This window comes from Flavobacteriales bacterium, assembly GCA_016704485.1.
In the GTDB taxonomy this organism is placed as follows: Bacteria; Bacteroidota; Bacteroidia; order Flavobacteriales_F; family PHOS-HE28; genus PHOS-HE28.
Genome location: JADJAA010000001.1, coordinates 2,549,023 through 2,570,246 on the forward strand (window position 1 = coordinate 2,549,023; position 21,224 = coordinate 2,570,246).

20 protein-coding genes are annotated in these 21,224 nt (G+C 49.3%); 8 read left to right on the forward strand and 12 right to left on the reverse strand.

What is annotated here, in order from left to right; translation table 11 throughout:
• Nucleotides 1-96 precede the first annotated feature (96 nt).
• From IPF95_10950 to IPF95_10965, 4 genes are all read left to right on the forward strand, one after another.
• On the forward strand, nucleotides 97-468 hold the full coding sequence (locus IPF95_10950) for a hypothetical protein (protein MBK6475207.1): 372 nt from the start codon (nucleotides 97-99) through the stop codon (nucleotides 466-468).
• Between the two features lie 8 nt (nucleotides 469-476).
• Nucleotides 477-899, forward strand: coding sequence for a hypothetical protein (locus IPF95_10955; protein ID MBK6475208.1), 423 nt, complete (start codon nucleotides 477-479; stop codon nucleotides 897-899).
• Nucleotides 900-961: 62 nt separating this feature from the next.
• Nucleotides 962-1,504, forward strand: a complete 543-nt coding sequence (locus IPF95_10960) for a YceI family protein (protein ID MBK6475209.1) — start codon at nucleotides 962-964, stop codon at nucleotides 1,502-1,504.
• A 40-nt stretch (nucleotides 1,505-1,544) separates the two neighbouring features.
• Nucleotides 1,545-2,486 carry a hypothetical protein gene (locus tag IPF95_10965; GenBank protein MBK6475210.1) on the forward strand — a complete coding sequence of 314 codons (942 nt, stop codon included), beginning with the start codon at nucleotides 1,545-1,547 and terminating at the stop codon, nucleotides 2,484-2,486.
• Between the two features lie 42 nt (nucleotides 2,487-2,528).
• Here the strand turns inward: IPF95_10965 and IPF95_10970 are convergent, their stop codons facing one another.
• The 5 genes from IPF95_10970 to IPF95_10990 all read right to left on the reverse strand — a co-directional run bounded on the left by IPF95_10970 (nucleotide 2,529) and on the right by IPF95_10990 (nucleotide 6,940).
• The gene (locus IPF95_10970) at nucleotides 2,529-3,635 is read right to left on the reverse strand and encodes a site-2 protease family protein (protein MBK6475211.1); all 1,107 of its coding nucleotides are present in this window, start codon (nucleotides 3,633-3,635) and stop codon (nucleotides 2,529-2,531) included.
• Nucleotides 3,635-4,462 (reverse strand): universal stress protein, encoded by an 828-nt coding sequence (locus tag IPF95_10975; GenBank protein ID MBK6475212.1) that lies wholly within the window; start codon nucleotides 4,460-4,462, stop codon nucleotides 3,635-3,637. The genes IPF95_10970 and IPF95_10975 overlap by 1 nt, the downstream gene beginning before the upstream one ends.
• A gap of 93 nt (nucleotides 4,463-4,555) precedes the next feature.
• Complete coding sequence (locus tag IPF95_10980; GenBank protein ID MBK6475213.1) at nucleotides 4,556-4,771, reverse strand: hypothetical protein; 216 nt, start codon at nucleotides 4,769-4,771, stop codon at nucleotides 4,556-4,558.
• 138 nt (nucleotides 4,772-4,909) lie between these two features.
• Nucleotides 4,910-5,320, reverse strand: coding sequence for a hypothetical protein (locus IPF95_10985; protein MBK6475214.1), 411 nt, complete (start codon nucleotides 5,318-5,320; stop codon nucleotides 4,910-4,912).
• A 330-nt stretch (nucleotides 5,321-5,650) separates the two neighbouring features.
• On the reverse strand, nucleotides 5,651-6,940 hold the full coding sequence (locus IPF95_10990; protein ID MBK6475215.1) for a citrate synthase: 1,290 nt from the start codon (nucleotides 6,938-6,940) through the stop codon (nucleotides 5,651-5,653).
• Nucleotides 6,941-6,973: 33 nt separating this feature from the next.
• Between IPF95_10990 and IPF95_10995 the strand changes: the two genes are divergently transcribed.
• Entirely contained in the window at nucleotides 6,974-7,156 is a 183-nt protein-coding gene (locus tag IPF95_10995; GenBank protein MBK6475216.1) for a hypothetical protein, read from the forward strand.
• On the opposite strand, the gene IPF95_11000 is transcribed toward IPF95_10995, so the two are convergent.
• From IPF95_11000 to IPF95_11020, 5 genes are all read right to left on the reverse strand, one after another.
• Complete coding sequence (locus IPF95_11000) at nucleotides 7,131-7,703, reverse strand: thioredoxin family protein (protein ID MBK6475217.1); 573 nt, start codon at nucleotides 7,701-7,703, stop codon at nucleotides 7,131-7,133. The two genes, IPF95_10995 and IPF95_11000, sit on opposite strands and share 26 nt — an antisense overlap.
• Nucleotides 7,704-7,891: 188 nt before the next feature.
• Nucleotides 7,892-9,376 carry a peptide MFS transporter gene (locus IPF95_11005; protein MBK6475218.1) on the reverse strand — a complete coding sequence of 495 codons (1,485 nt, stop codon included), beginning with the start codon at nucleotides 9,374-9,376 and terminating at the stop codon, nucleotides 7,892-7,894.
• A 28-nt stretch (nucleotides 9,377-9,404) separates the two neighbouring features.
• The gene (locus IPF95_11010) at nucleotides 9,405-11,003 is read right to left on the reverse strand and encodes a peptide MFS transporter (protein ID MBK6475219.1); all 1,599 of its coding nucleotides are present in this window, start codon (nucleotides 11,001-11,003) and stop codon (nucleotides 9,405-9,407) included.
• A 41-nt stretch (nucleotides 11,004-11,044) separates the two neighbouring features.
• Nucleotides 11,045-12,529, reverse strand: a complete 1,485-nt coding sequence (locus IPF95_11015; protein MBK6475220.1) for an MFS transporter — start codon at nucleotides 12,527-12,529, stop codon at nucleotides 11,045-11,047.
• A 209-nt stretch (nucleotides 12,530-12,738) separates the two neighbouring features.
• On the reverse strand, nucleotides 12,739-14,946 hold the full coding sequence (locus IPF95_11020) for a S9 family peptidase (GenBank protein MBK6475221.1): 2,208 nt from the start codon (nucleotides 14,944-14,946) through the stop codon (nucleotides 12,739-12,741).
• Nucleotides 14,947-15,120: 174 nt separating this feature from the next.
• On the opposite strand from IPF95_11020, the gene IPF95_11025 reads away from it, so the two are divergent.
• The 3 genes from IPF95_11025 (at nucleotide 15,121) to IPF95_11035 (ending at nucleotide 19,034) form a co-directional block, all read left to right on the forward strand.
• Complete coding sequence (locus IPF95_11025; protein MBK6475222.1) at nucleotides 15,121-16,137, forward strand: T9SS type A sorting domain-containing protein; 1,017 nt, start codon at nucleotides 15,121-15,123, stop codon at nucleotides 16,135-16,137.
• A 171-nt stretch (nucleotides 16,138-16,308) separates the two neighbouring features.
• Nucleotides 16,309-17,400 (forward strand): VWA domain-containing protein, encoded by a 1,092-nt coding sequence (locus tag IPF95_11030; GenBank protein MBK6475223.1) that lies wholly within the window; start codon nucleotides 16,309-16,311, stop codon nucleotides 17,398-17,400.
• A gap of 125 nt (nucleotides 17,401-17,525) precedes the next feature.
• Entirely contained in the window at nucleotides 17,526-19,034 is a 1,509-nt protein-coding gene (locus tag IPF95_11035) for a sigma 54-interacting transcriptional regulator (protein MBK6475224.1), read from the forward strand.
• A gap of 4 nt (nucleotides 19,035-19,038) precedes the next feature.
• Here the strand turns inward: IPF95_11035 and IPF95_11040 are convergent, their stop codons facing one another.
• Together IPF95_11040 and IPF95_11045 are read right to left on the reverse strand one after the other, a co-directional pair.
• Nucleotides 19,039-20,334 (reverse strand): MFS transporter, encoded by a 1,296-nt coding sequence (locus tag IPF95_11040; GenBank protein MBK6475225.1) that lies wholly within the window; start codon nucleotides 20,332-20,334, stop codon nucleotides 19,039-19,041.
• A 1-nt stretch (nucleotide 20,335) separates the two neighbouring features.
• Nucleotides 20,336-21,214 (reverse strand): hypothetical protein, encoded by an 879-nt coding sequence (locus IPF95_11045; GenBank protein MBK6475226.1) that lies wholly within the window; start codon nucleotides 21,212-21,214, stop codon nucleotides 20,336-20,338.
• Nucleotides 21,215-21,224: the final 10 nt, after the last annotated feature.

Consider the following 21,224-nt stretch of genomic DNA (forward strand, 5'->3'; position numbering starts at 1 on the left):
ATATTAGCCTTTCTCGCGCCATGTGAAATCCGGGAATGCGATAGTCACTGTTAGTTTCTCATCCTTAAGTTGGTAAGAGATCTTTGTAATTTGAACATGCCAAGACCTATTTTTCTCGCAGGTAGACTCGCCTTACTAGTTGCAATTTCAGGATGCTACTATGACAATGAACAGGAATTGTACCCATACAGGTTTTGCAATATTGGCGATGTGAACGATGCGGATCTTTATGTGAATAAAGTAGAACCCATCATTCAGAGCAGGTGTGCAATTCCGGGCTGCCACGTATCCGGACCAAATACTGCTCCGGGTGACTTTACCCAATATGTTGAAGTGAAAGCAGTAGTGGACAATGGAAGATTCCAAACCTTTGTACTTGTGGATAGGTCCATGCCATCGAACGGTACATTATCTGCTTGCGATCTGGAAAAGCTACAGGTCTGGGTAAACGCAGGAGCCCCAAATTGATATTCAGCATGAGACCAAAGACCATGATCGCCGTAGCAGCTACCATCGCTCTTGTGGGTGGAGGTAGGTATGCCTGGAGTGAATTCAATAGAGGACTGGCGGAGACCGATACAATGCCGGTCAAAGAAAGCGTTACAGCGGATGCACTTTACCAAGCATTCAGTTCAGACGAAAAAGCGGCCACGGACAGGTTCGTTGGCCACGTTGAACAGGTGATCCAAGTGTCCGGAACCATTCGTTCCGTGGATCCCACGAGCAACGATCGGATCAATGTGACCTTGGAAACCGGTGATGCATTGGCCGGTGTGGTCTGCGAGTTTGAAAAGAACGACATGCCGAACGAATGGAAAGCAGGAGACCAAGCTTCCATTAAAGGGATCTGTACCGGCATGCTTTTGGATATTGTACTCATTCGATGTAAAGCATCGTGAGCCTAAGAGCCTGCCCATATTTACCAATGGAAATTCTACTCGAAATGAAAAACAGAAAGAACATGAAGAAATTGATGCTTATAGCCGCATTATTGCCCTTAGGCCTATGCGCACAGGATAGGTATGCCACGCGTGATGGTAATATCACGTTCACATCAGATACGCCCGTGGAAAAGATCCATGCGGAGAATGGCAAGGTGACGTGTGTTTTCGATGCAGCTACGGGTGCTATTGAATTCGCGGCATTGATCCGTGGGTTCGAGTTCGAAAAAGCGTTGATGCAGGAACACTTCAACGAGAATTATATGGAAAGTGCCAAGTTCCCTAAAGCTACGTTCAAAGGCACACTTACCGGTTTGCCGGAAGGGGCATCGAAACCCGGAACTTATCCCGTGACCGCGGCGGGGGTTCTTTCGATCCACGGTGTTACAAAAGGGATCGAGGAAAAAGCGACCATCGTGGTGAACGAGGACGGTACCATGAAAGCTGATTGTACATTCATTGTTGCTCCGGAGGATCACGATATCGTGATCCCTAGTGTTGTACGAAAGAGCATTGCAGAAACCGTTCAGGTAGTTGTGGCGCTGGTACTTGCCAAAATGTGATCCATTGTATCGTTGTTTTCTTCTATTTCCGCCTTTGTCGATGCTAAGAAAGTTCGTGTTCGCCCTGTTGAGTGTTTCCACAGCCGTTTCTGCCAATGCCCAAGATGACCTTTTGGATCTTCTTGGTGCCGAAGAAACAGGGCCGCTCTATTCAACGGCCAGTTTCAAGACCACTCGGGTGATCAATGGCCAGAGCATTGAGAACGTGGGTCATGGAGTGCTCGATTTCAAGATCGGGCACCGCTTCGGAACGTTGGAAGAAGGCATTACCAATTTTTTCGGACTCGATCAAAGCTCGGTCCGCATTGGGTTTGATTATGGTGTTACCGACCGATTGATGATCGGAGTAGGCCGTAGTGGATATCAGAAAACAGTAGATGGTTTCGCCAAGTATAAGATCCTCCGCCAATGTGAAGAAGGATGTGGCATGCCCATTACCGCTTCGTTCGTATTGGGATCTTCCGTAACGACATTGGTAGCACAGGAGGTTCCATGGTATGCGCCCGGGCAGGAAGATCATTTTTCACATCGGTTATCGTACAATATGCAGTTGGTGATCGGTCGTAAGTTCTCTGAGGGGATCTCATTGCAGATCACTCCAGGGGTCATTCACCGGAATTTGACAACGTATTCGGATGATAAGAACGACGTGATCAATATTGGCATCGGCGGTCGTGTGAAACTATCCAAGCGTGTTGCTTTCAGCGCAGAGTATTTCTACGTGCTGCCCGATCAAATGCACGAATATTCCGCTGCTCAATTGAATGCGAACCCGAACTTGAAACCGACCAATTCCTTATCCGTAGGGTTTGATATCGAGACCGGTGGTCACGTTTTCCAGTTACATTTTACCAACAGTACGGGAATGTTCGAACGAGCGTTCATTACCGAGACCACCAACCACTGGGATAAGCGCGAGATCCATTACGGATTCAATATCTCACGGGTATTCACGCTGCATACACCGAAAAAGAAGTCGTAACGCGTTGTCCAAAGGGAACTCGGATCAACCAACGACGAATATCTATAACACCTCTGGTCGCTGCACGGAGATGCCGGAGAGTGGTGCTACTTGCTCTCTTAAACTGGCAGCGGTTACAATACCAACCAGGGATCCATTCTCCATCACGAGACTGATAGGGTAGCCATGCGTAAGCATGTACCTACCAACATGTTCCGCCATATCATTGATACGGCAAGCCGGTACACGGGTTATTGATAATGCTGAAAGCAACGTTTCCGGAGAAGTAGCAAGCAGTTCATCACGGGTTATGATGCCTTTCACTTCGTTAGTGTCCAACACGACTATTAGTTCTTCATCGTTACGAGCCAATTCCTCCAACGCTTTTGCGACCGTGTTGGTGCCCAATAGTGAAGTGAAGGTTGATGTCATGTGCGACCGTATCAGTCCGGCATTTGCTGTGGTCTTAGGCGCTAATGTGCGGATCTCGGCACCAGCTGCCATGAAAATGAACACGCCGATCAGCCCAAGGAAGGGTGCTTCCTGATAAATAGCGGCCAGTACGAATAGCACCGCCATCACTTGACCAATGCGACCCGCAATTTTCGTTGCCTTAGGTCGTGGCATACGCATACTTAGTAGTGAGCGTAATAATCTTCCGCCATCCATGGGATAGGCCGGGATCAGATTGAACAGGAACAGAAAAATATTCATCCCGAAAATGAACATCAATGTGCTGGTCCACTCGGTCGCGCCTAAAAGAATATCCGAGAAAGATTCAGTTACTCCCGTGATCGCTATCAACCCGAACGCCAGTAGCGCGATCACAAGATTCACCATCGGCCCGGCCAGCGTGATCCAGAATTCCTTGTGTGGTTCTTCGGGCATACGCTCCAAGCTGGCTACTCCACCAATAGGCAATAACACGATGTTCTTTGTTCGCACGCCATAGCGCAACGCCGTTAGCGAGTGTCCGAACTCATGGAGCAGTACGCAGACGAATACGATCAGCACTAAGCCCACTTCCTGGAGGATCTCGGATAGCACCATACCATCCTGCCAGCCACTGAACGCGATGTACGCCGGCAACAGCAGGAACGTCCAGTGTATGAATACACCGATGCCTTTGAAGGAAAAGATGGGCAAGCCGCCGCGGATGGATCCGGCCATTAGTTCGTACCCTGTTGCAGCACCAGCATAGGAATGTGGGTGTGCATGGCGAGCTTCGCCGCTGTGCTTCTATGAAAGAGCTGGGCGAACATACTGCGTTGACGATGCATGACCACGACCAGATCAGCATCGCTTTGATCGGCCATATCGTGCAATGCCTTCGAAACGTTCTCTCCACTTATGCTATGGAATGAATGCGGGATCGCGCCGAGCACTACATCGTAGGGGGAATCGTGATCATCAGTATTGCTGGCGCCTTCTTTCTGGAAGACGCGAACGATCATGATCTCACTTTGGGACCATCGTGCAATGTCAACCAGGACTTTGATGGATGCACGATCCACAGGACCGCCATCATCGGCCATTACAATACGTCGAGGGGTTCTGTATTTGGCCTCTTCGGGTATCGTGAGCACTGGTAAATGGCAGCGTTTGATCACATCCGCAGTGTGCGTTCCCAACAATACTTCCTCTAAGCCGCTTGCGCCTTGAGTACCCATCACTACAAGATCCGGGTTCTGTTCTTCGTCAGCATGTGCAAGAATGGCGGAGAACACATCACCGGTCATCATGCTCTGCTGAAGGTCGAGGTCAACTCCGGCAAATTTTTCTCTTAGCTGTTCTGCAAGGTCCGTAAGTGCAGAATCTGCCTCACGCATTATCTCTGCTTCTAATCCAGCAGCCTGAAGAATGGTAGGGTCAGAGATCGACATGTACGCATGCAGCAGGGTAAAGGTGTTTCCCGCTGACCCGTAAAGTTCAATTGCATAAGCTGCGGCATTGAACGCATTGGCGCTGAAATCCGTGGGTATCAATATATGCGCCATGTCGTGTAAAGTTACGACAGCTCAACTAATGGTATTCGTTGAAGTTCCAAGCTGTCTATGTGATGATGGTTCGTCCATCATCAGGTCGGTGTATCAATGGTGGTCTTCTGCTGTAGGTTTCGAAGATGCAGAGTCGACTAAAGCGTACCCTCCGAATAATAGAATAACAACTGCAAGGAAGCTCAACAGTCCCGTGATATTGTCTGCTGTACCATTTTCTAATAGTACGTCCTTCGAGTCCAGGATGGAGAAACGGAATGGGATCGCGAAAGCGAGGAGCCATAGGCCGATACCGATAAGCTTTTTCATTGGAATTGTGCTTTTATTCGAGTGCGAATGTAGCCTATTCACCGAAATGGGAGCTCGATAGTTGTTAGTTGGATCCGGTTAATGCAGCATCCTGGTCGAAGCGTGTTGGTCTCATGGACCAAGATCCATTAACCATATCTAGTTCTTATTTACGGTGTCCAGCCACTCTGTATATTCAGCTTTCAGTTCAACGTACAGTTTCTCGAACGTCATCATGCTGTCGCGGAGTGTCTCTTGAGCAATATCAATGCTATGGTCCCTAGGGATCACACGGTCCGTGGCCTCCGCTTCAAGGGTGTTCTCGTGCTGCTTCAGGTCGTGGCGTAGTTCATCGATAACCTCGGTTTGCCGTATGAACTGGTTCTGGAAATGTTCCAGTTTGATCAATTCATCTTTTGGAAGACCTCCCCGTGCTACGAGTTCTTCCATGCGATGCTCAAAGATCATGATCTCTTCACGATAACAACGCAATGTTCCCAACCATGTGTTAAGATCGGAACCTAGTTCGTTGATGGTTCTTGGTGTAGCAGGTGCTGTTGCTGTATTCATCGGTATGGGGGTTTAATACCATTCACCAATAGAACTTCACCCATTCTACTCGCCCTTTTTCCCCAGTACTTCTCCGAAAAATAGTTCCGTCCGCCGTACGGCGGATGCAACGATTTTTTGGATCGTCCTGTGAAAAAAATGCTTCGCATTATTGGACGAAGTTCTATTGGTGAATGGTATAGGATGAAATGGTATTGCGTGCGATGAAGATAGCAAAGAAGATCGATCGATCATGCGGATCGATCTACAAAGGACATCTGCTCAAGAACGCATGAAGCCTTTCTGAATTCAGAGAGGCTTCATTTCATGATGGAAGAAATAGGTGTTTGACTACTTCCTATCCTTGAGCTGCGTGTAGTCCCTTTTCAAAGGTCCGGTATAGATCTGGCGAGGACGGCCGATCGGCTCCTTGTTTTCGATCATTTCTTTCCATTGTGCGATCCATCCTGGTAAACGGCCAAGTGCGAACATAACAGTGAACATGCGTGTAGGAATGCCGATGGCACGGTAAATTATGCCGCTGTAAAAGTCCACGTTGGGGTACAACTTGCGCTCAATGAAATACTCGTCATTCAAGGCAATGGTCTCAAGCTGTTTTGCAATGTCCAGTACAGGATCGTTCACACCCATTTTGGCCAATACATCATCACAGCTTTTCTTGATGATGGTGGCGCGTGGATCGAAGTTCTTGTAAACACGGTGTCCGAATCCGAAAAGGCGGAATGGATCCTCTTTGTCCTTTGCCTTATCAACCCATTTACGGATGTCGCCGCCATCGTTGCGGATGGTCTCCAACATTTCGATCACTTCCTGGTTCGCTCCGCCGTGCAACGGTCCCCAAAGCGCTCCGATGCCAGCACTTACCGCGCTGTACAAATTCGCTTGGCTACTACCTACGATGCGCACCGTGCTGGTACTGCAGTTCTGTTCGTGATCCGCGTGCAGGATCAAGAGCGTGTTCAACGCCGCAGCCACAACGGGATCCACTTCATAAGGCTCGGTCGGCAACCCGAACATCATGTAAAGGAAGTTGTCGATGTAGTTCAACTTATTGTTCGGGTACATGTATGGCAGCCCTAAGTTATTCTTGAAGCTGATCGCCGCCAGCGTTGGCATTTTGGCGATCAAGCGCATCATGGTGCGCTCCCTGTCCTTCATGGACCTGTTCGGGTCCTGGCTTTTCGGGTAGAAGGTGCTCAGCGAGTTCACCATCGCCGAAAGGATACCCATGGGGTGGGCATTGCTCGGGAAGAACTCGAAGAAGTGCTTCATATCCTCATGCACCAAGGAGTGGTTCCGGATGTTGTCCTCGAACTGCAATAGCTCTTGTGCTGTGGGTAATTCGCCCCAGATCAATAGGTAGGCCACCTCCAAAAAGGTTGCTTGCGCTGCGAGTTGTTCAATTGGATAGCCACGGTAGCTGAGAACACCCAGTTCACCATCCAAAAATGTGATGGAACTGGTAGTAGCACCGGTATTCTTGTATCCGTAATCCAACGTGATCAATCCACTTTGTTCGCGCAATTTCCCAATATCAATGGCTTTCTCGCCCTCGCTACCAGTGATCACAGGTAATTCGTATGTCTTGCCGTCAAATATTATCTGCGCCTTCTCACTCATTGGACTCTTTCCGGAATAAATGTGGATTTTTGGATGGCAGCGAAGGTAATAAAGAACAGGGCACGGAACATCGCTGACCAAAAATGGTTGATCGAACTGATCGATCAGATCGCCAAGGTGCTACCCGGTCCGCAGAATATGGACTCTACCAATGCTTGCGTTGATCTTACCTCGCGGAATATTCAACGCGCTATGGAGCGGTCCACTTGCCCTTGAACGTACTCATGAACGTCTGGTAATCCTGGGACTTATAATGGCTTTCGCCGAAATAGTTCAATATCGGCTCCATCTGTTGAGGCGTTAAATAGCCTTGCACCGGGGCGAGTACGTTGAGGGCGCTATCCAGATAGGTTACCGTAGGATATGCAATACGCCCCTCCACGTTCGCGATAGCATAGGTCAAATGGTGCGTTCCATTCCGTCCTCCGACCTTAGCAGCATCAAAATCAGGATTCTCCAATTTCTGACCCTTGAATGTTACGGGATCGCTGCTCTCCGCGTTGAATTTCACTGCATAGAAATGCTTGTTGACGTACTCGGCCAACTTAGGATCGCTGAATGTGCGTGCTTCCAACATTTTGCACGGACCGCACCAACTTGTATACACATCAACCATTAACGGCCTGGGTGTTTCCTTGGCCTTTTCCTGTGCCTGCTCAATGGTCATCCACTTTATGCCTCCCTTTTCAGCAGCTGCTTTCAGGTTCGTCTGTGCGTGTAGAGCAAATGGTAAAAACGTTAGGGCGAGAATGAGCGTGCGCATATGATAGGATGGGTGAATGCGTTTACCTATCAATGACCATGCCGTGAAATGCAAGGATGTGAATTCCGACCAAAGAGCAATGGGAGCTCTAACGAAGGCCTTTCATGAAAGTGTGTACGAAGAATGAAATGGCGATCAGGACCACGTTCATGAATTGAGCCGAGATCGTTGAGGTTCGTTCTCAACGGTCAATGAACACCATGCATCCATTTCTTAAGGATCGGAGCCAGAAGGAGCATTATTACCCCTGCGCCAAGCGAGATGTAGGCGATGTCCTTGAAGACTCCGCTGTAGATCAACAACGATTCTGCCGGAGGCAAAGTAGTCTCTCCATCAACGGTTGGCATGGCCATCATCGCACCCACTTTACCGGCAACGAACTGCCCGAATGCACTTGCCAAGAACCATGCGCCCATCAACATTCCGACAAGTTTTGCAGGAGAGAGCTTCGTTATCATGCTAAGCCCGATCGGTGATAGGCAAAGTTCACCGCTGGACAGGAACATGTATCCAAGAATGAAATAGATGATCGGCACCATGCCATTATCTGCGAACTGGGCTCCAAGTATGAACATGTAAAAACCGAGGGCAAGTTGAAGGAATGCAAGTCCGAACTTGACCGGTGTGTTCGGCTCCATTCGTCGGCTGCTAAGCCATACCCATAATGCAGCAAATACCGGACTCAACAATATCACCAACAGTGGATTTACGCTATTGTTAACAGCTGCAGCAGTGTCCTGTCCACCGAACGCGCTCAGGTCGACGTTGCGCAGTGCGTAAAGGTTCAATGATCCGCCAGCTTGCTCGTAGAATCCCCAGAACAAAACACTGAACAAGATCATTACGATCGCTGCGAACATCTTTTGTCTTGCCGCTTTTTCAACTTGAGTGAAAGCAAGGTAGAGGAGATAGACCAGCGCCGCTATGCCCAAAGGATTGAACACGTAGTCCATCACTTCGTAGTGCCATAGCGTCAATGCAAAAACCGGGATACAGAGCAATGAAAGGGCGAATGTGCTCCAATCCTGACGGAACCCGATGAATGACCGTTTGGTCAATGCACTTTCATCAGGGGCTTCTCCTTTTCCTTCCAGCAGGTGCTTGCCCATGTTGAACACGAAAAGCCCAATGATCATGAATATGCCTGCAACGCCGAAACCTAAGTGCCAATCGATGGTCTGGCCGATGTAGCCGCAGATCAATCCACCGGCCAGAGCACCGATGTTGATACCCATGTAGAATAAGGAAAAACCAGCATCCCGGCGTGGGTCATTCTCCGTATAGAGCTTGCCAACAATACTGCTGATGTTCGGTTTGAAGAACCCGTTTCCCACTACGATGAACCCCATCCCCGTGTAAAATGCGATCTCGCTTGGTATTGCCATAACGAAACTTCCTAAGGCCATAACAACCCCACCGAAAATGATGCTCCTCCTAAAGCCTAAAAGTCGATCCGCCAAGATCCCACCAAAAAGTGGCATCGCATACACCAATGCCTGATAGCTGCCATATATGTGGTTCGCTTTGGCATCGGGATAGAATAGTTGGCTGGTCATGAACAGGATAAGCAACGCACGCATCCCATAGAACGTGAAACGCTCCCACATCTCCGTAAAAAAGAGCATGTAGAGGGCTTTCGGATGCCCTGTAATGCCGTCCAACAACTTAGCCATGGTCTTTTACTTTATGTGATCTTATCACTTAATAAATGTTCTTCTCCTTCATGACCGCATTCAGGTACCGCAACAGCAGGAAGAGCATGATCGCTGCTGCCATGGCCAAACCGAAGTTCATATAGAAAAAGTGCGTTTTGTCCTCAAAGCCTTCCCACAATCCACTAAGCATGCCACTTAGCTTATTGCCTACGGAGGTGCTCAAGAAAAAGCCGCCCATCATCAACGCGGTGATCCGTGGCGGACTGAGTTTGCTAACGAGCGAAAGGCCCATTGGGCTTAGACAGAGTTCTCCAACGGTGATCACGCCATACGATGCGATCAACCACATACTGCTGGCCTTGCTTTCCAGGTTGTTCGTTGCCAATACAGCCCCAACCATGACCAAAGCACTGAGTGCGGTAATGACCAGACCGATGGCGATCTTGGTCGGTGTGGTGGGTTCTTTGCCTCTGCTGCGCATGAACGCCCAGAATGCAACGATCAATGGTGTTAGTAGGATCACCCAACCCGGATTGATGCTTTGGTACAACTGAGTGGAGTACAATTTTATGCTCTCACCTTCCGCCGGAACGCGCTCTGGAGCCATCGTTTTGAAGTATTCGGAACTGTTCGCATCCGTTGCTGCACCTGCATTGGTAACAGTTTCAGCCATATTGATCTTGTCTGCCACATTGGCTATGCTGGTAGCCATTTCACGGTCGGTGTGGTTCTTAGCAAATACCGTTAACGCATCTCCGTTCTGGTGGAATACGGCCCAGAAGATCACCAAACAGCCGAACACCGCCAGCAACGCGCCGATAGGACGTTTGTCTTCTTCATTTGCTTTAACATAGAGATAGATAAAGAAGCCGATCACGGGAATACAGCCGAAGATGAACGCATCATTGGTATCCGTACCGAGCAGGTTCCCAGGGATCAAATAGCCCAAGATCCCGAAGATGAACATGGGAACAATGGTGCTCATCAAGATCTTGCCGGTACTCATATCGCCCTCTTGCAATGGTTTGATGATATCGGCGTGCTTTACGTGTTTTTGTCCGTAGAGAAAGACCACAACACCGATCAACATACCAATGCCGGCAGCAGCGAATGCATGGCCCCAACCGTATTTGATCTTCATGTATGCTGCTACGAAATTGCACACAAAAGCACCAATGTTGATGCCCATATAGAAGATATTGAAACCCGCGTCCTTATTGGCCCGGTACGTGTCGTTATTATACAAATTCCCGACCAGTGTACTGATGTTCGGCTTGAACATGCCGTTGCCCAGAATGATCAATAACAAGCCAACATAAAAAGCGGTCGTATCGTGTATGGCCAAGGTCAAATAGCCTGCAGCCATCATCAATCCTCCACCGACAATGCTCTTCCTGAACCCCAGGATCCTATCTGCCAATAAGCCGCCAATGAACGGTGTTAGGTAGACCAGGCCGAGGTACGTGCCGTAGATGTCACTTTTCTTCAATGCGTCGAATCCCATACCACCACTTTCCCAGCCATCGATCATGTACAGGCTGAAAATGCCCAGCATGAGGTAATAACCGAAACGTTCCCACATCTCAGTGAAGAACAGGACGTACAATCCTTTAGGATGTTTTGATGCGGAGGTGGTTTCGCTCATAGGAAGATGGACTGCGGTAGCGTGAGACTAGTAGATCTCGATCAACGAATTCCGTGAAACAGCTTATTCACCAATGGACTGATCACGATCAGAAGCAAACCCAGGCCTACCGTAACATATCCGATGTTGCTGTAAACATCAACATAGGTGAACAAGCTTGCTGCCTTGTCTATGACCTCGCCTTCGACAGGTTCATGTTCAGCTCCTGTCAGTGTAGCAAGAAGGCCTGCCACATAATTTGCGCCGGCAATGCTGAGGAACCATGCTCCCATTGCGGTTGCGGTCATATCCTTCGGTACTAGTTTCGTTACCATGCTCAACCCGATCGGTGAGAGGAACAATTCACCCGTGGTGTGCAACATATAGAGTAATGCCAATGTCCAAAGTGGTACTTGGTATTCAACGGCAAGCGGTGCAGCGATCAAGATCACCAAATAGCCTAAGCCTAATTGCAAAATGCCCAAACCGAATTTCATCGGAATGTTAGGATCCAACTTGCGCTCTTTCAATTTCAGCCACATGACGCTGAAGATGGAACCGAACAATAGAATGTATGCAGGATTGAAGAACTGTGAAGTGGCGGCGCCCATTTCCCAGCCGAAGATGTGGCGATCAACGTTACGATCAGCGAACAGCGTTAGGCTACTTCCGGCTTGTTCAAAACAGGCCCAGAACACAATGTTGAACAACATTAAGATGATGAACCCGAACATTTTATCCAACTGGACCTTGCCGTCCTTTATTCCTCGCATGATCAAGCTGCCAATGACCACTACACCTACTGCAACGATCATATAGCCAGCGATATCTGTATTGCGCAACAAGAAATAAAGCACGGGAATAAGCGCTAAACAGCCAAGTACTACTGCTGTGAACGGGCTTAAAGGGCCATACTTCGGCTTGGTCAATGTTTCAGGACTTGGAGGAGCACTTACATGGGCGTAATGTTTGCTCCCCATTTGGAAGATGATAACACCGAGCAACATTCCGATGCCAGCTAATGCGAAGCCGTATTGAGCGCCGTAGATATTTCCTACTTCGGCACAGACCGTAGTAGCGAGCAAAGCTCCCAGATTAATGCCGATGTAGAAGATAGTAAAGCCAGAGTCTTTACGCGGATCACCGTCCTCATAAAGCTTACCCACCATTGTGCTGATATTCGGTTTGAACAGACCGTTACCGACGATGATCACGGCCATTCCCCAGAACAAAAGCATTTCCGTACCACCTACAATTATGAATTCACCAATGGCCATTAGTATTCCACCGAGAAGTACTGCCCAGCGGGACCCAAGGATCTGGTCGGCAATACGACCACCAATTACAGGCATTACGTACACCAGGGCCGTATAAGCACCATAGACCGCAAATCCTTTGTTATCACCCATGGCGAGTGATTCTACTAAGTAGAGCAGCAAAAGGGCGCGCATGCCATAGTAGCAAAAACGCTCCCACATCTCTGCGGCGAACAGCCAATAAAGGCCCTGTGGGTGGCCTTTCGGCACGGTTATCGTTGTTGAACTCATGTGTTCTTTGTCAGGAGTTTAAGTTCCAGAGGCGCGCCAAGATAGAAAAGGGATGGGACCGAAGGCGATATGCCAACGGATCGTTCACAAATTGTGAAAGAAACAGGTAGGTCCAAGGGGTAATGGTACTACCCTCGAATGATCAACTAAAGTATCGGACGCACGGATACCACGCCGACCTGAATTTTGACGTTCGGACTTCGGGCTAATTAAAGATTCTCCACCAACCAATCCGTCATCATGCTGAACAAGTGTACGCGCGTTGTGCCACCATAGATCCCGTGGTTCTTGTCCGGGTACATGAATTGGTCAAAGGGCTTGTTTGCTTTTACGAGCGAGAGCGTCATCTCTGCGCTGTTCTGATAGTGTACGTTGTCATCCGCAAGTCCGTGGATCAAGAGGTACTTACCTTTCAGTTTTTCCACATGGTTGATCGGGCTGTTATCGTCGTAGCCATCGCCGTTGTCCTTTGGTAGGCCCATGTAGCGTTCGGTATAGATGCTATCATAGTAGCGCCAGTTGGTAACGGGTGCCACGGCTATTGCGGCTTTGAACACATCAGCTCCTTTCGTTATGCATAGGCTGCTCATGTATCCGCCATAGCTCCAGCCTTGTATACCAATGCGAGTTGCATCAACGTAAGGTTGCTTGCCAAGCCATTTGGCTGAAGCGATCTGGTCGATGGTCTCGTACTTGCCCAATTGACCATATGTGATGTGGCGGAAATCGTGCCCCCGACGACCTGTTCCGCGTGGATCAACGCAAACGACCAAGTATCCTTTCTGGGCCAGCATACCGTGCCACAGTTGATCGCGCCCTCCCCATTGGTCCAGAACTTCGTTGCTGTTGGGACCGCTGTATTGGGTCATGAACACCGGGTATTTCTGGCGGCTGTCGAAAGCAGGTGGTTTCATCATCCAGCCATTCAATTCAATGCCTTGGTCGGTGGTGAGCGTGAAGAATTCCTTGGTTACAAGACCATACTCTTTTACCGTTGCGGCAAGCTTTGTATTGTCTTTCAAGAGTTTGATCTGTTTGCCCTTGCTATTGTGTAATGTGATCACCGGAGGTGTGTTTAGTGTGCTGCGGGTGTTAATGAAATACCGGAAGCCTGTGCTGAATTCAGGATCGTTCGTTCCGCCTAACGGACTTAATTGCATAACGCCTTTACCGTTCAATGGAACAGCAAGTACATCTTGGTTCTTAGGGTCGCTTTTTGCGGCAGTGAAGATCACGCGCTGGTTGGCTTCATCAATGCCATTAACGGCGATAACGTCCCAGCCGCCCCTGGTCAGTTGGAGTTGTTTGCCTGAAGCAATGTTCACTGAATAGATATGATTCCAACCATCGCGTTCGCTTGAAAGCACGAATCCGCTTCCATCTTTGATGAAGTACAGGTCGTCGGTTACTTCGATGTAGGTCTTGCTGGTCTCTTGGTAAACGATCTTCGGCTCGGGGTTCAACGTGCGCTGTGCAAGATCCACGGTTGCGATCACTTTTTCGTTCTGCAACCGGTTCATGCGCATGTACCAGAGCACTTGGTCATTTGCCGTCCAACCGAAACGCGGCAGATAGATATCGCCGGTTACACCCAATGGTACAGTAGTCGTTGTGTTGGTAGCCAGTGTGTATACATGCAATGATACAACGCTATTGTCCTCGCCGGCTTTTGGGTATTTGAATCGGTATTCGGTAGGGTAAAGGTTTTCCTTGTAAGTGGTCAGGTTGAATTCCTTCACGCCGGTTTCATCGCTGCGTAGGTACAGGATCTTGGTGCCATTCGGGCTCCAAACAAAGCCTTGCGTGAACGAGAACTCCTCTTCATATACCCAGTCCGTAAGTCCGTTCAGGATCTTGTTCCATTCCCCATCAGTGGTTACCTGCGTTTCAGCCATCGTTGCGAGATCCACAGAGTAGATGTTGTTATCGCGCACGAATGCAGCATGGGATCCATCCGGACTGAAGGTGGCCAACCGTTGTTTCGCTTTGCTGATGTCACTGAGTGGAGCGAGTTTCTTACTTGCCCTATCATATACATAGTTGTATGCGAAGTAACTGTGACGATAGATCGGTTCACTTTCCGTTTCGATCATCATCTTTTTTTCGTCACCGCTGAAACTGTATCCGTTAATTGCTACGGGCTCCCTCGAACCTGAGGGTATCAGCGTGCTGCCTTCTACCAACGTCGCTACTTTCTCGCCAGTGGTGTACGCGTACTGGTCGATCACCATGCCATTGGCGGTTTCTTCCATGGCCGTGTAATGCTGACCGTCGTTCATACTGGCCAAGCCCCCCACGTATTCGGTGCTGAAGGTTGGTGAGTACCAGATCACTTCGTTGGTGAGTTCTTTTTGCGCTGTGGCATTAAGTGTGAATGACAGGGCCACTGAAGCAGCAAATAGTTCGAAACGGTTCATGTTCATATTGAATTACAACAGGGGTGCCGAAGGTAGCCGATGATAGCCGAATTTGCTTTTGATGCTCGCAGGTCTCTTGCTGGATATCGCCTCTTTCGTCTGGTGATATAACAAACGTTCTATTGCCAGCGGTCGGGTAGTGTATTTGTTTCGCATCATCAAATTCAAACCAACATGACCAAATACTATATACTTTCCGCTCTGTTACTTCCTCTAATTATCTCGGCGCAACCTGTCATCGATGCCAGTTCCATTGCTCCGCCTATCGGTCAGTCCGTATTCGTGAATATCGGTGGCATACTGCCAGTTCCACCAGGAGGAGCGTTCGCGGTGTGGGACTTCAGTTCCTTACAATTCGCAGCCATAACCGAGGTCACCCTTTCTGACGCACAAACCTCGCAATTCGCGGATCTGTTCCCCAGCGCTACGCTGATCACGAACAATGCCATATCCCAGAGTTCACAGTTCTATGAGATCACGAATTCGTTAGTTGATATTTGGGGCGTATTCTCGGTAAGCAATCAGACGCTTCTCAATTATAGCGATCCGCGCAGGGATCTGGTGTTCCCTTGTACCATCGGAACCCAATGGAGTGATGGGTTTTCTGGATCATACCAGGTCGTGGATCAAGTGATCGGAACACGGACCGGTACGATCGTTGGGGAAGCAGATGGCTTCGGTACATTGATCCTTCCTCTACCTATCGGTGAACTCACCAATGTGTTACGCGTTCATTTGGAAGAAGACAATACCGATACCAACGCCGGCGGCACCTCTACAACGAACGGTGATCGCTACGTGTATTACAAACCCGGAGTGGGCTTACCGATCCTGGAAACGATCGACTTCACCATAATTAACGCTAATGGCACAAGTACGGAGCGCCGCTCACAGTGGTTGACCGCCGTTGCTAGTGGGGTAAATGAGTACAACGGAAATGCGATCGGTATCAGCGCTTTCCCGAACCCGACCGTGGATCAAATAACGTTGACCATGGGTATTCAGAGCAATTCACGCGTGGATATGCTTGATGCCACAGGACGTATCGTCAACTCGCAATTCGTGCCTTGTAACGCGCCAGGTATCCATACGATCCGGTTGGACCTGAGTGAACTAATGGACGGAATGTATGTGGCCCGCGTAACGGACGAACAAGGACAACAAGGAACGATCGCGGTAATGAAGAACTAGAACTTTGCTCTCCCGTGAGGGCCCGCATCATTTAGATGGTGCGGGTCTTTCAATTTTATAACAGAAGTAAAAAGCGATCAGTCATGTATAAGGAATTGGTGTTCCGTTCGACTGTTGCCTTGCGGTAACGTCTTACAAAGACCATACATCCCTCCGCTACCTTTGTTCGCTATGCTTGGCCATCGTTTTTCGCAATTCATTCCACCGGTGGACGATCGTTCACCCTTTGAGCAGCTGCTACCGTTGTTCTTGGAATTGCTCACACATACCAGTGGCGATGTGGAGGAAGCGCTGGATTGGATGGACGAACTCAATAAGGAGCACGGCTTCTGGACCAAAGAGTACGGTCGAAGGGAGTTTGAAGCGGACCTGCGCGAGAAAGGCATGATCGGCGATCGGCCAACGAAGGGCGGCAAAACACCCCTCACAGGGAAGGCCGAAAAACTGATACGTGAGCGTGCGTTGGACCAAGTGTTCGGTAAATTGAAGAAAAGCGATCAAGGCAACCACGGGCTGAAACGCACTGGCGAAGGTGATGAACCGACGAGCGACCGTCGCGCATATCGTTATGGAGATCGCATTGAGCAGATCGCTATGAGTGATAGCATTCGCAACGCCCAACAGCACGGAGTTGATGATCTGCGTTTGAACGAGAGTGACCTTGAAGTGATCGAGACCGAACACCAAAGCGCCTGTGCCACGGTGTTGATGATCGATATCAGCCATAGCATGATCCTTTACGGTGAGGACCGCATTACACCGGCGAAAAAGGTGGCAATGGCGTTGGCGGAATTGATCCGCAGACGATATCCGAAAGACACGTTGGACATTGTCGTGTTCGGCAACGATGCATGGCAAGTGAGTTTGAAAGACCTGCCGTATTTGCAAGTTGGCCCGTTCCATACCAACACCGTTGCCGGGCTTGAATTGGCCATGGATATTCTGCGTCGCCGAAAACTTCGCAACCGGAGGATCGTGATGATCACCGACGGCAAACCCAGTTGCATCAAGCGCAACGGCGAATATTACATGAACAGTTTCGGGCTGGACGATTACATCGTTGCGCGAACGCTGGATGCTGCAGTACGGGCGCGTAAAGCCAAGATCCCGATCACCACGTTCATGATCGCACAGGACAATTACCTACAACGTTTCATCGAGAAATTCACGGAAGCCAACCAAGGACGTGCATTCTATACCGGATTGCAAGGGTTAGCGGATATGGTTTTTCGAGATCATACAACGAACCGTAAGGCGTCGTAGAAAAAATGAAAAATGGATACTGTAGCGTCGATCCCATCGGGTCGACCAATACAGGATCCTAGGGAAAACTAGTGAAAACGCATCATCCGATCTGCGGATCGGAACAATAGACGAGAAGAACAAAAATGAACAGACCAACATCATTATCGGAACTGATCAAAAGCGGCTATAAAAGTCGTTCGGTAAAGGAAGAACTGCGTTCGAATTTGATCGCACGGATCCAGAAAAAGCAACCGTTGTTCGAAGGCATACACGGGTATGAGGATACCGTTGTACCTGCGTTGGAACGTGCTATTCTGGCCGGACACAGTATCAATCTATTGGGTCTGCGCGGACAAGCGAAAACACGCATGGCCCGTTCGCTCGTGCAACTGCTTTACGAATGGATGCCGATAGTGGAAGGAAGCGAGATCAACGATGATCCATTGGCGCCGATCTCTCGCTATGCAAAAGAATTGATCGCTGAGAAAGGTGATGCAACACCGATCGTTTGGGTGCATCGCGATCAACGTTACACGGAGAAATTGGCTACACCGGATGTTACAGTCGCGGACCTTATCGGCGACAGCGATCCGATCAAAGCTGCGAACCTGAAATTGGATTACAGCGATGAACGCGTGATCCACTTCGGACTGATCCCACGGAGTCACCGTGGTATTTTCGTGATCAATGAATTACCCGATCTGCAGCCACGGATCCAAGTTGCGTTGTTCAATATTCTGCAAGAAGGTGATGTGCAGATCCGCGGATTCAAACTGCGACTGCCGCTCGATATCCAATTCGTCTTCACTGCGAATCCTGAGGACTACACCAACCGCGGTGCGATCATTACACCGCTGAAGGATCGTATCCAGAGCCAGATCCTTACGCATTACCCGTCTTCCATCGAACTGGGGATGAAGATCACTTCGCAGGAAGTTCGTTCACCTAAGGAACAGACCATGCGCGTAAAAGTGCCGGACCTGATCCGTGTGCTTGTGGAACGCATTGCCATGGAGGCACGCAAAAGTGAATTCGTTGATCCGAAAAGCGGCGTGAGCGCGCGTTTGACCATCAGTGCGTTGGAGAGTGTGATCAGTGCTGCGGAATTACGCGCATTACGCAACGGCGAGGACCGCACGGTTGCGCGCATTACTGATCTGTTCGCGATCATACCAGCCGTTACGGGGAAGATCGAACTGGTGTATGAAGGCGAACAAGAAGGACCCGAGAAAGTGGCACAACATTTATTGGATGTCGCGCTTCGCAATGTGTTCAAGGAATTATTCCCCGATCCGGACAAGTCGCGCAAACTGGGTCGATCCGCCACAGCACCGAATGCGACCAAGCGTGATATTTATTCGGATATCATCGCGTGGTTCGATGAAAACCGGATCGATATCGCCCTAACGGCAAGGAACCAGGTCTACCAAGCAGGATTGAGGAATGTTCCAGGTCTGGATCGATTGGTGCAGGAACGCCATCCGTATCTAGAGGCAGATGAAGTGCCGTTATGGATGGAATTCGTGCTACATGGGCTTGCTGAATTCAGCCGCATCGGTCGCAGTTCCATGGTGCGTTCCGTGAAGTTCGGTGATGTCCTTGGTAGTGTTTTGGGAGGTGGTGTGGACGAAGAAGAGGAGGACGAAGGTTAGGCGATCACTCCTCCATAAAATCCAGATCCATATCGAAGGTCTCGTGTACACGGGAGGTGGCCCAGAATGCTGCACCGATGCACACCAGCCCGACGACCAAAGCGCTCGTGATATTGCCGACCGGAACCGCTAAGAATTTGAACGCATTCGTGATGGGCAATACCGACCCACGCACGAAATTGGGTGTTGATGTGGCTACCGTACTGCGAATGTTGGTGCCGAATTGTTCGCTGGCGACCGTTACGAAAATGACCCAGTAGCCGGTTGCCATTCCGAGCGCTAAACACACCCAGTTGTATGTTGCAATGGTTACACCGTGCATACCGTACAGGAAGTAAAGCGTTAAGATCAAATTAGCAGTGAGGTATCCGAAGATCACCTTCTTCCGACTCCGCATTACTTGGCTCAACAATGCACTTAGAAGATCACCAAGGCTTAGACCGATATAAGCGTAGCGAATTGCAGTTCCATTGATCCGCTTCAGATCCAATTCGTTCAAGGCGCTGGTATCAATTTTTAATTGCGGTACGAACACATCCTGGCTCAAATTCACCAGAACGCCGATCACATACCACACCGGAACGCCGATCAAGATGCAACCGAGGTAACGCAGAAAGCGATCCCGGTTGTTGAAAAGCATCAGGATGTCTCCCCTTTTGATCGAGTTCTTTTTCACTTTGGTGAATAGTCCACTTTCAAAGGCTCCGACGCGCATTATAAGCAATGCTAGTCCCATCATGCCACCCACGAGATACGCTACTTGCCAATCCATGAGACCATGGCCGGTTATGCTTTCCCAGATCGCTCCGAACCTCTGGCCTTGTCGAACTACTTCATCTGCGAATACGGCACCCAATGCACCGAACACCACAACGATCATGGCACCATAACCCCGCTTGCCTTTGGGCATGGTCTCTGCGATCAACGTAATACCAGCACCCAACTCGCCAGCAAGCCCAACGCCCGCAATGAAACGAACGATAGCATAGGTGGTGATGTCATACGTAAAGGCATTCACGATATTCGCAATGGAGTAGAGTAGGATACTTCCGAACAACACAGTGATCCTACCTTTTTTATCGCCCCAAATTCCCCAAAGCACACCGCCGACGAGCATGCCAAGCATCTGGTAATTGAAGAGGGAGATACCCACATCGGTAATTCGTGGATCGCCAACTCCCAAGATAAATTCCAAACTCTCGCGCTTCACCACATTGAAAAGCACCAGATCGTAGATATCAACGAAATAGCCCATAGCGGCTACGGCGATCAAGAGGCCGGTGCGACGATCTGCGAACATATCAAGCAAGTATCTCAGCAATGTTCTTGCTGATCATTTCACTTAACCGGTTCATGGGCAGATCATTCGTGTCCTTACCGAAAGGGTCTTCGATCTCCTCCGCAATGATCTCCAAACTTGCCATTACATAGAAGATGAAGACCACAACAGGAATAGCGATATAGCCTAGCGAGAACACAAAACCGAATGGCAAAGTGAATACATAGATCACAATGAATTTCTTAATGAAGCTGCTGTATGAATAAGGGATCGGTGTGTTCTTGATGCGCTCGCATGCACCGCAGATATCGAGGTATTGTGATAGGTCCGTGTTCAACGCGATGAGTTGTTCGCCACTGATGGATCTGTCCTTGTACAAGCGCATGATCCGTTGTTGCATCAACGTAACGATCTGCGTTGGAATATGCTTGCTCCGATCCATTTCGGGCACTTCCGGATGGGGCTCTATGTCCAGCTCCAGCCTTGTTTTTTCCATTAACAAATGATGCCGAAGCTCATAGGCGAATTGCGGTATCAGGCGCAAGAACAACGCTCGTGAATTTTCATCTTCCGCTGGCAAGTAAGTGGCCACTTTTACAGCAGTATTGCGACTTACATTGACGAGTTGTCCCCAAAGTTTACGGCCTTCCCACCATCGATCGTATGCTGTGTTCGTTCTGAATACAAGAAGCATACTGATGGCAAAACCCAACAAGCTGTGCATCACAGGAAGGTTGTTCACGAAACTGGTCTTATCGATCTTCAGGTAATTTACTTCCCAGTAACCTATAGCCCAAGTGAATAGACCAACCAAGATCAACCAGAAGAACAACTTGCGCACGGTATCCGACTTGTGCAAGGCAAGCGCTCTGAACCAATTCCGGGAATCGTATGTGATCATGTATGCAAAA

Coding starts and splice junctions, on each gene's coding strand:
- IPF95_10950 (MBK6475207.1), top strand. CDS start 97: ATGCCAAGACCTATTTTTCTCGCAGGTAGACTCGCCTTACTAGTTGCA.
- IPF95_10955 (MBK6475208.1), top strand. CDS start 477: ATGAGACCAAAGACCATGATCGCCGTAGCAGCTACCATCGCTCTTGTG.
- IPF95_10960 (MBK6475209.1), top strand. CDS start 962: ATGAAGAAATTGATGCTTATAGCCGCATTATTGCCCTTAGGCCTATGC.
- IPF95_10965 (MBK6475210.1), top strand. CDS start 1,545: ATGCTAAGAAAGTTCGTGTTCGCCCTGTTGAGTGTTTCCACAGCCGTT.
- IPF95_10970 (MBK6475211.1), bottom strand. CDS start 3,635: ATGGCCGGATCCATCCGCGGCGGCTTGCCCATCTTTTCCTTCAAAGGC.
- IPF95_10975 (MBK6475212.1), bottom strand. CDS start 4,462: ATGGCGCATATATTGATACCCACGGATTTCAGCGCCAATGCGTTCAAT.
- IPF95_10980 (MBK6475213.1), bottom strand. CDS start 4,771: ATGAAAAAGCTTATCGGTATCGGCCTATGGCTCCTCGCTTTCGCGATC.
- IPF95_10985 (MBK6475214.1), bottom strand. CDS start 5,320: ATGAATACAGCAACAGCACCTGCTACACCAAGAACCATCAACGAACTA.
- IPF95_10990 (MBK6475215.1), bottom strand. CDS start 6,940: ATGAGTGAGAAGGCGCAGATAATATTTGACGGCAAGACATACGAATTA.
- IPF95_10995 (MBK6475216.1), top strand. CDS start 6,974: ATGGCAGCGAAGGTAATAAAGAACAGGGCACGGAACATCGCTGACCAA.
- IPF95_11000 (MBK6475217.1), bottom strand. CDS start 7,703: ATGCGCACGCTCATTCTCGCCCTAACGTTTTTACCATTTGCTCTACAC.
- IPF95_11005 (MBK6475218.1), bottom strand. CDS start 9,376: ATGGCTAAGTTGTTGGACGGCATTACAGGGCATCCGAAAGCCCTCTAC.
- IPF95_11010 (MBK6475219.1), bottom strand. CDS start 11,003: ATGAGCGAAACCACCTCCGCATCAAAACATCCTAAAGGATTGTACGTC.
- IPF95_11015 (MBK6475220.1), bottom strand. CDS start 12,529: ATGAGTTCAACAACGATAACCGTGCCGAAAGGCCACCCACAGGGCCTT.
- IPF95_11020 (MBK6475221.1), bottom strand. CDS start 14,946: ATGAACCGTTTCGAACTATTTGCTGCTTCAGTGGCCCTGTCATTCACA.
- IPF95_11025 (MBK6475222.1), top strand. CDS start 15,121: ATGACCAAATACTATATACTTTCCGCTCTGTTACTTCCTCTAATTATC.
- IPF95_11030 (MBK6475223.1), top strand. CDS start 16,309: ATGCTTGGCCATCGTTTTTCGCAATTCATTCCACCGGTGGACGATCGT.
- IPF95_11035 (MBK6475224.1), top strand. CDS start 17,526: ATGAACAGACCAACATCATTATCGGAACTGATCAAAAGCGGCTATAAA.
- IPF95_11040 (MBK6475225.1), bottom strand. CDS start 20,334: ATGTTCGCAGATCGTCGCACCGGCCTCTTGATCGCCGTAGCCGCTATG.
- IPF95_11045 (MBK6475226.1), bottom strand. CDS start 21,214: ATGATCACATACGATTCCCGGAATTGGTTCAGAGCGCTTGCCTTGCAC.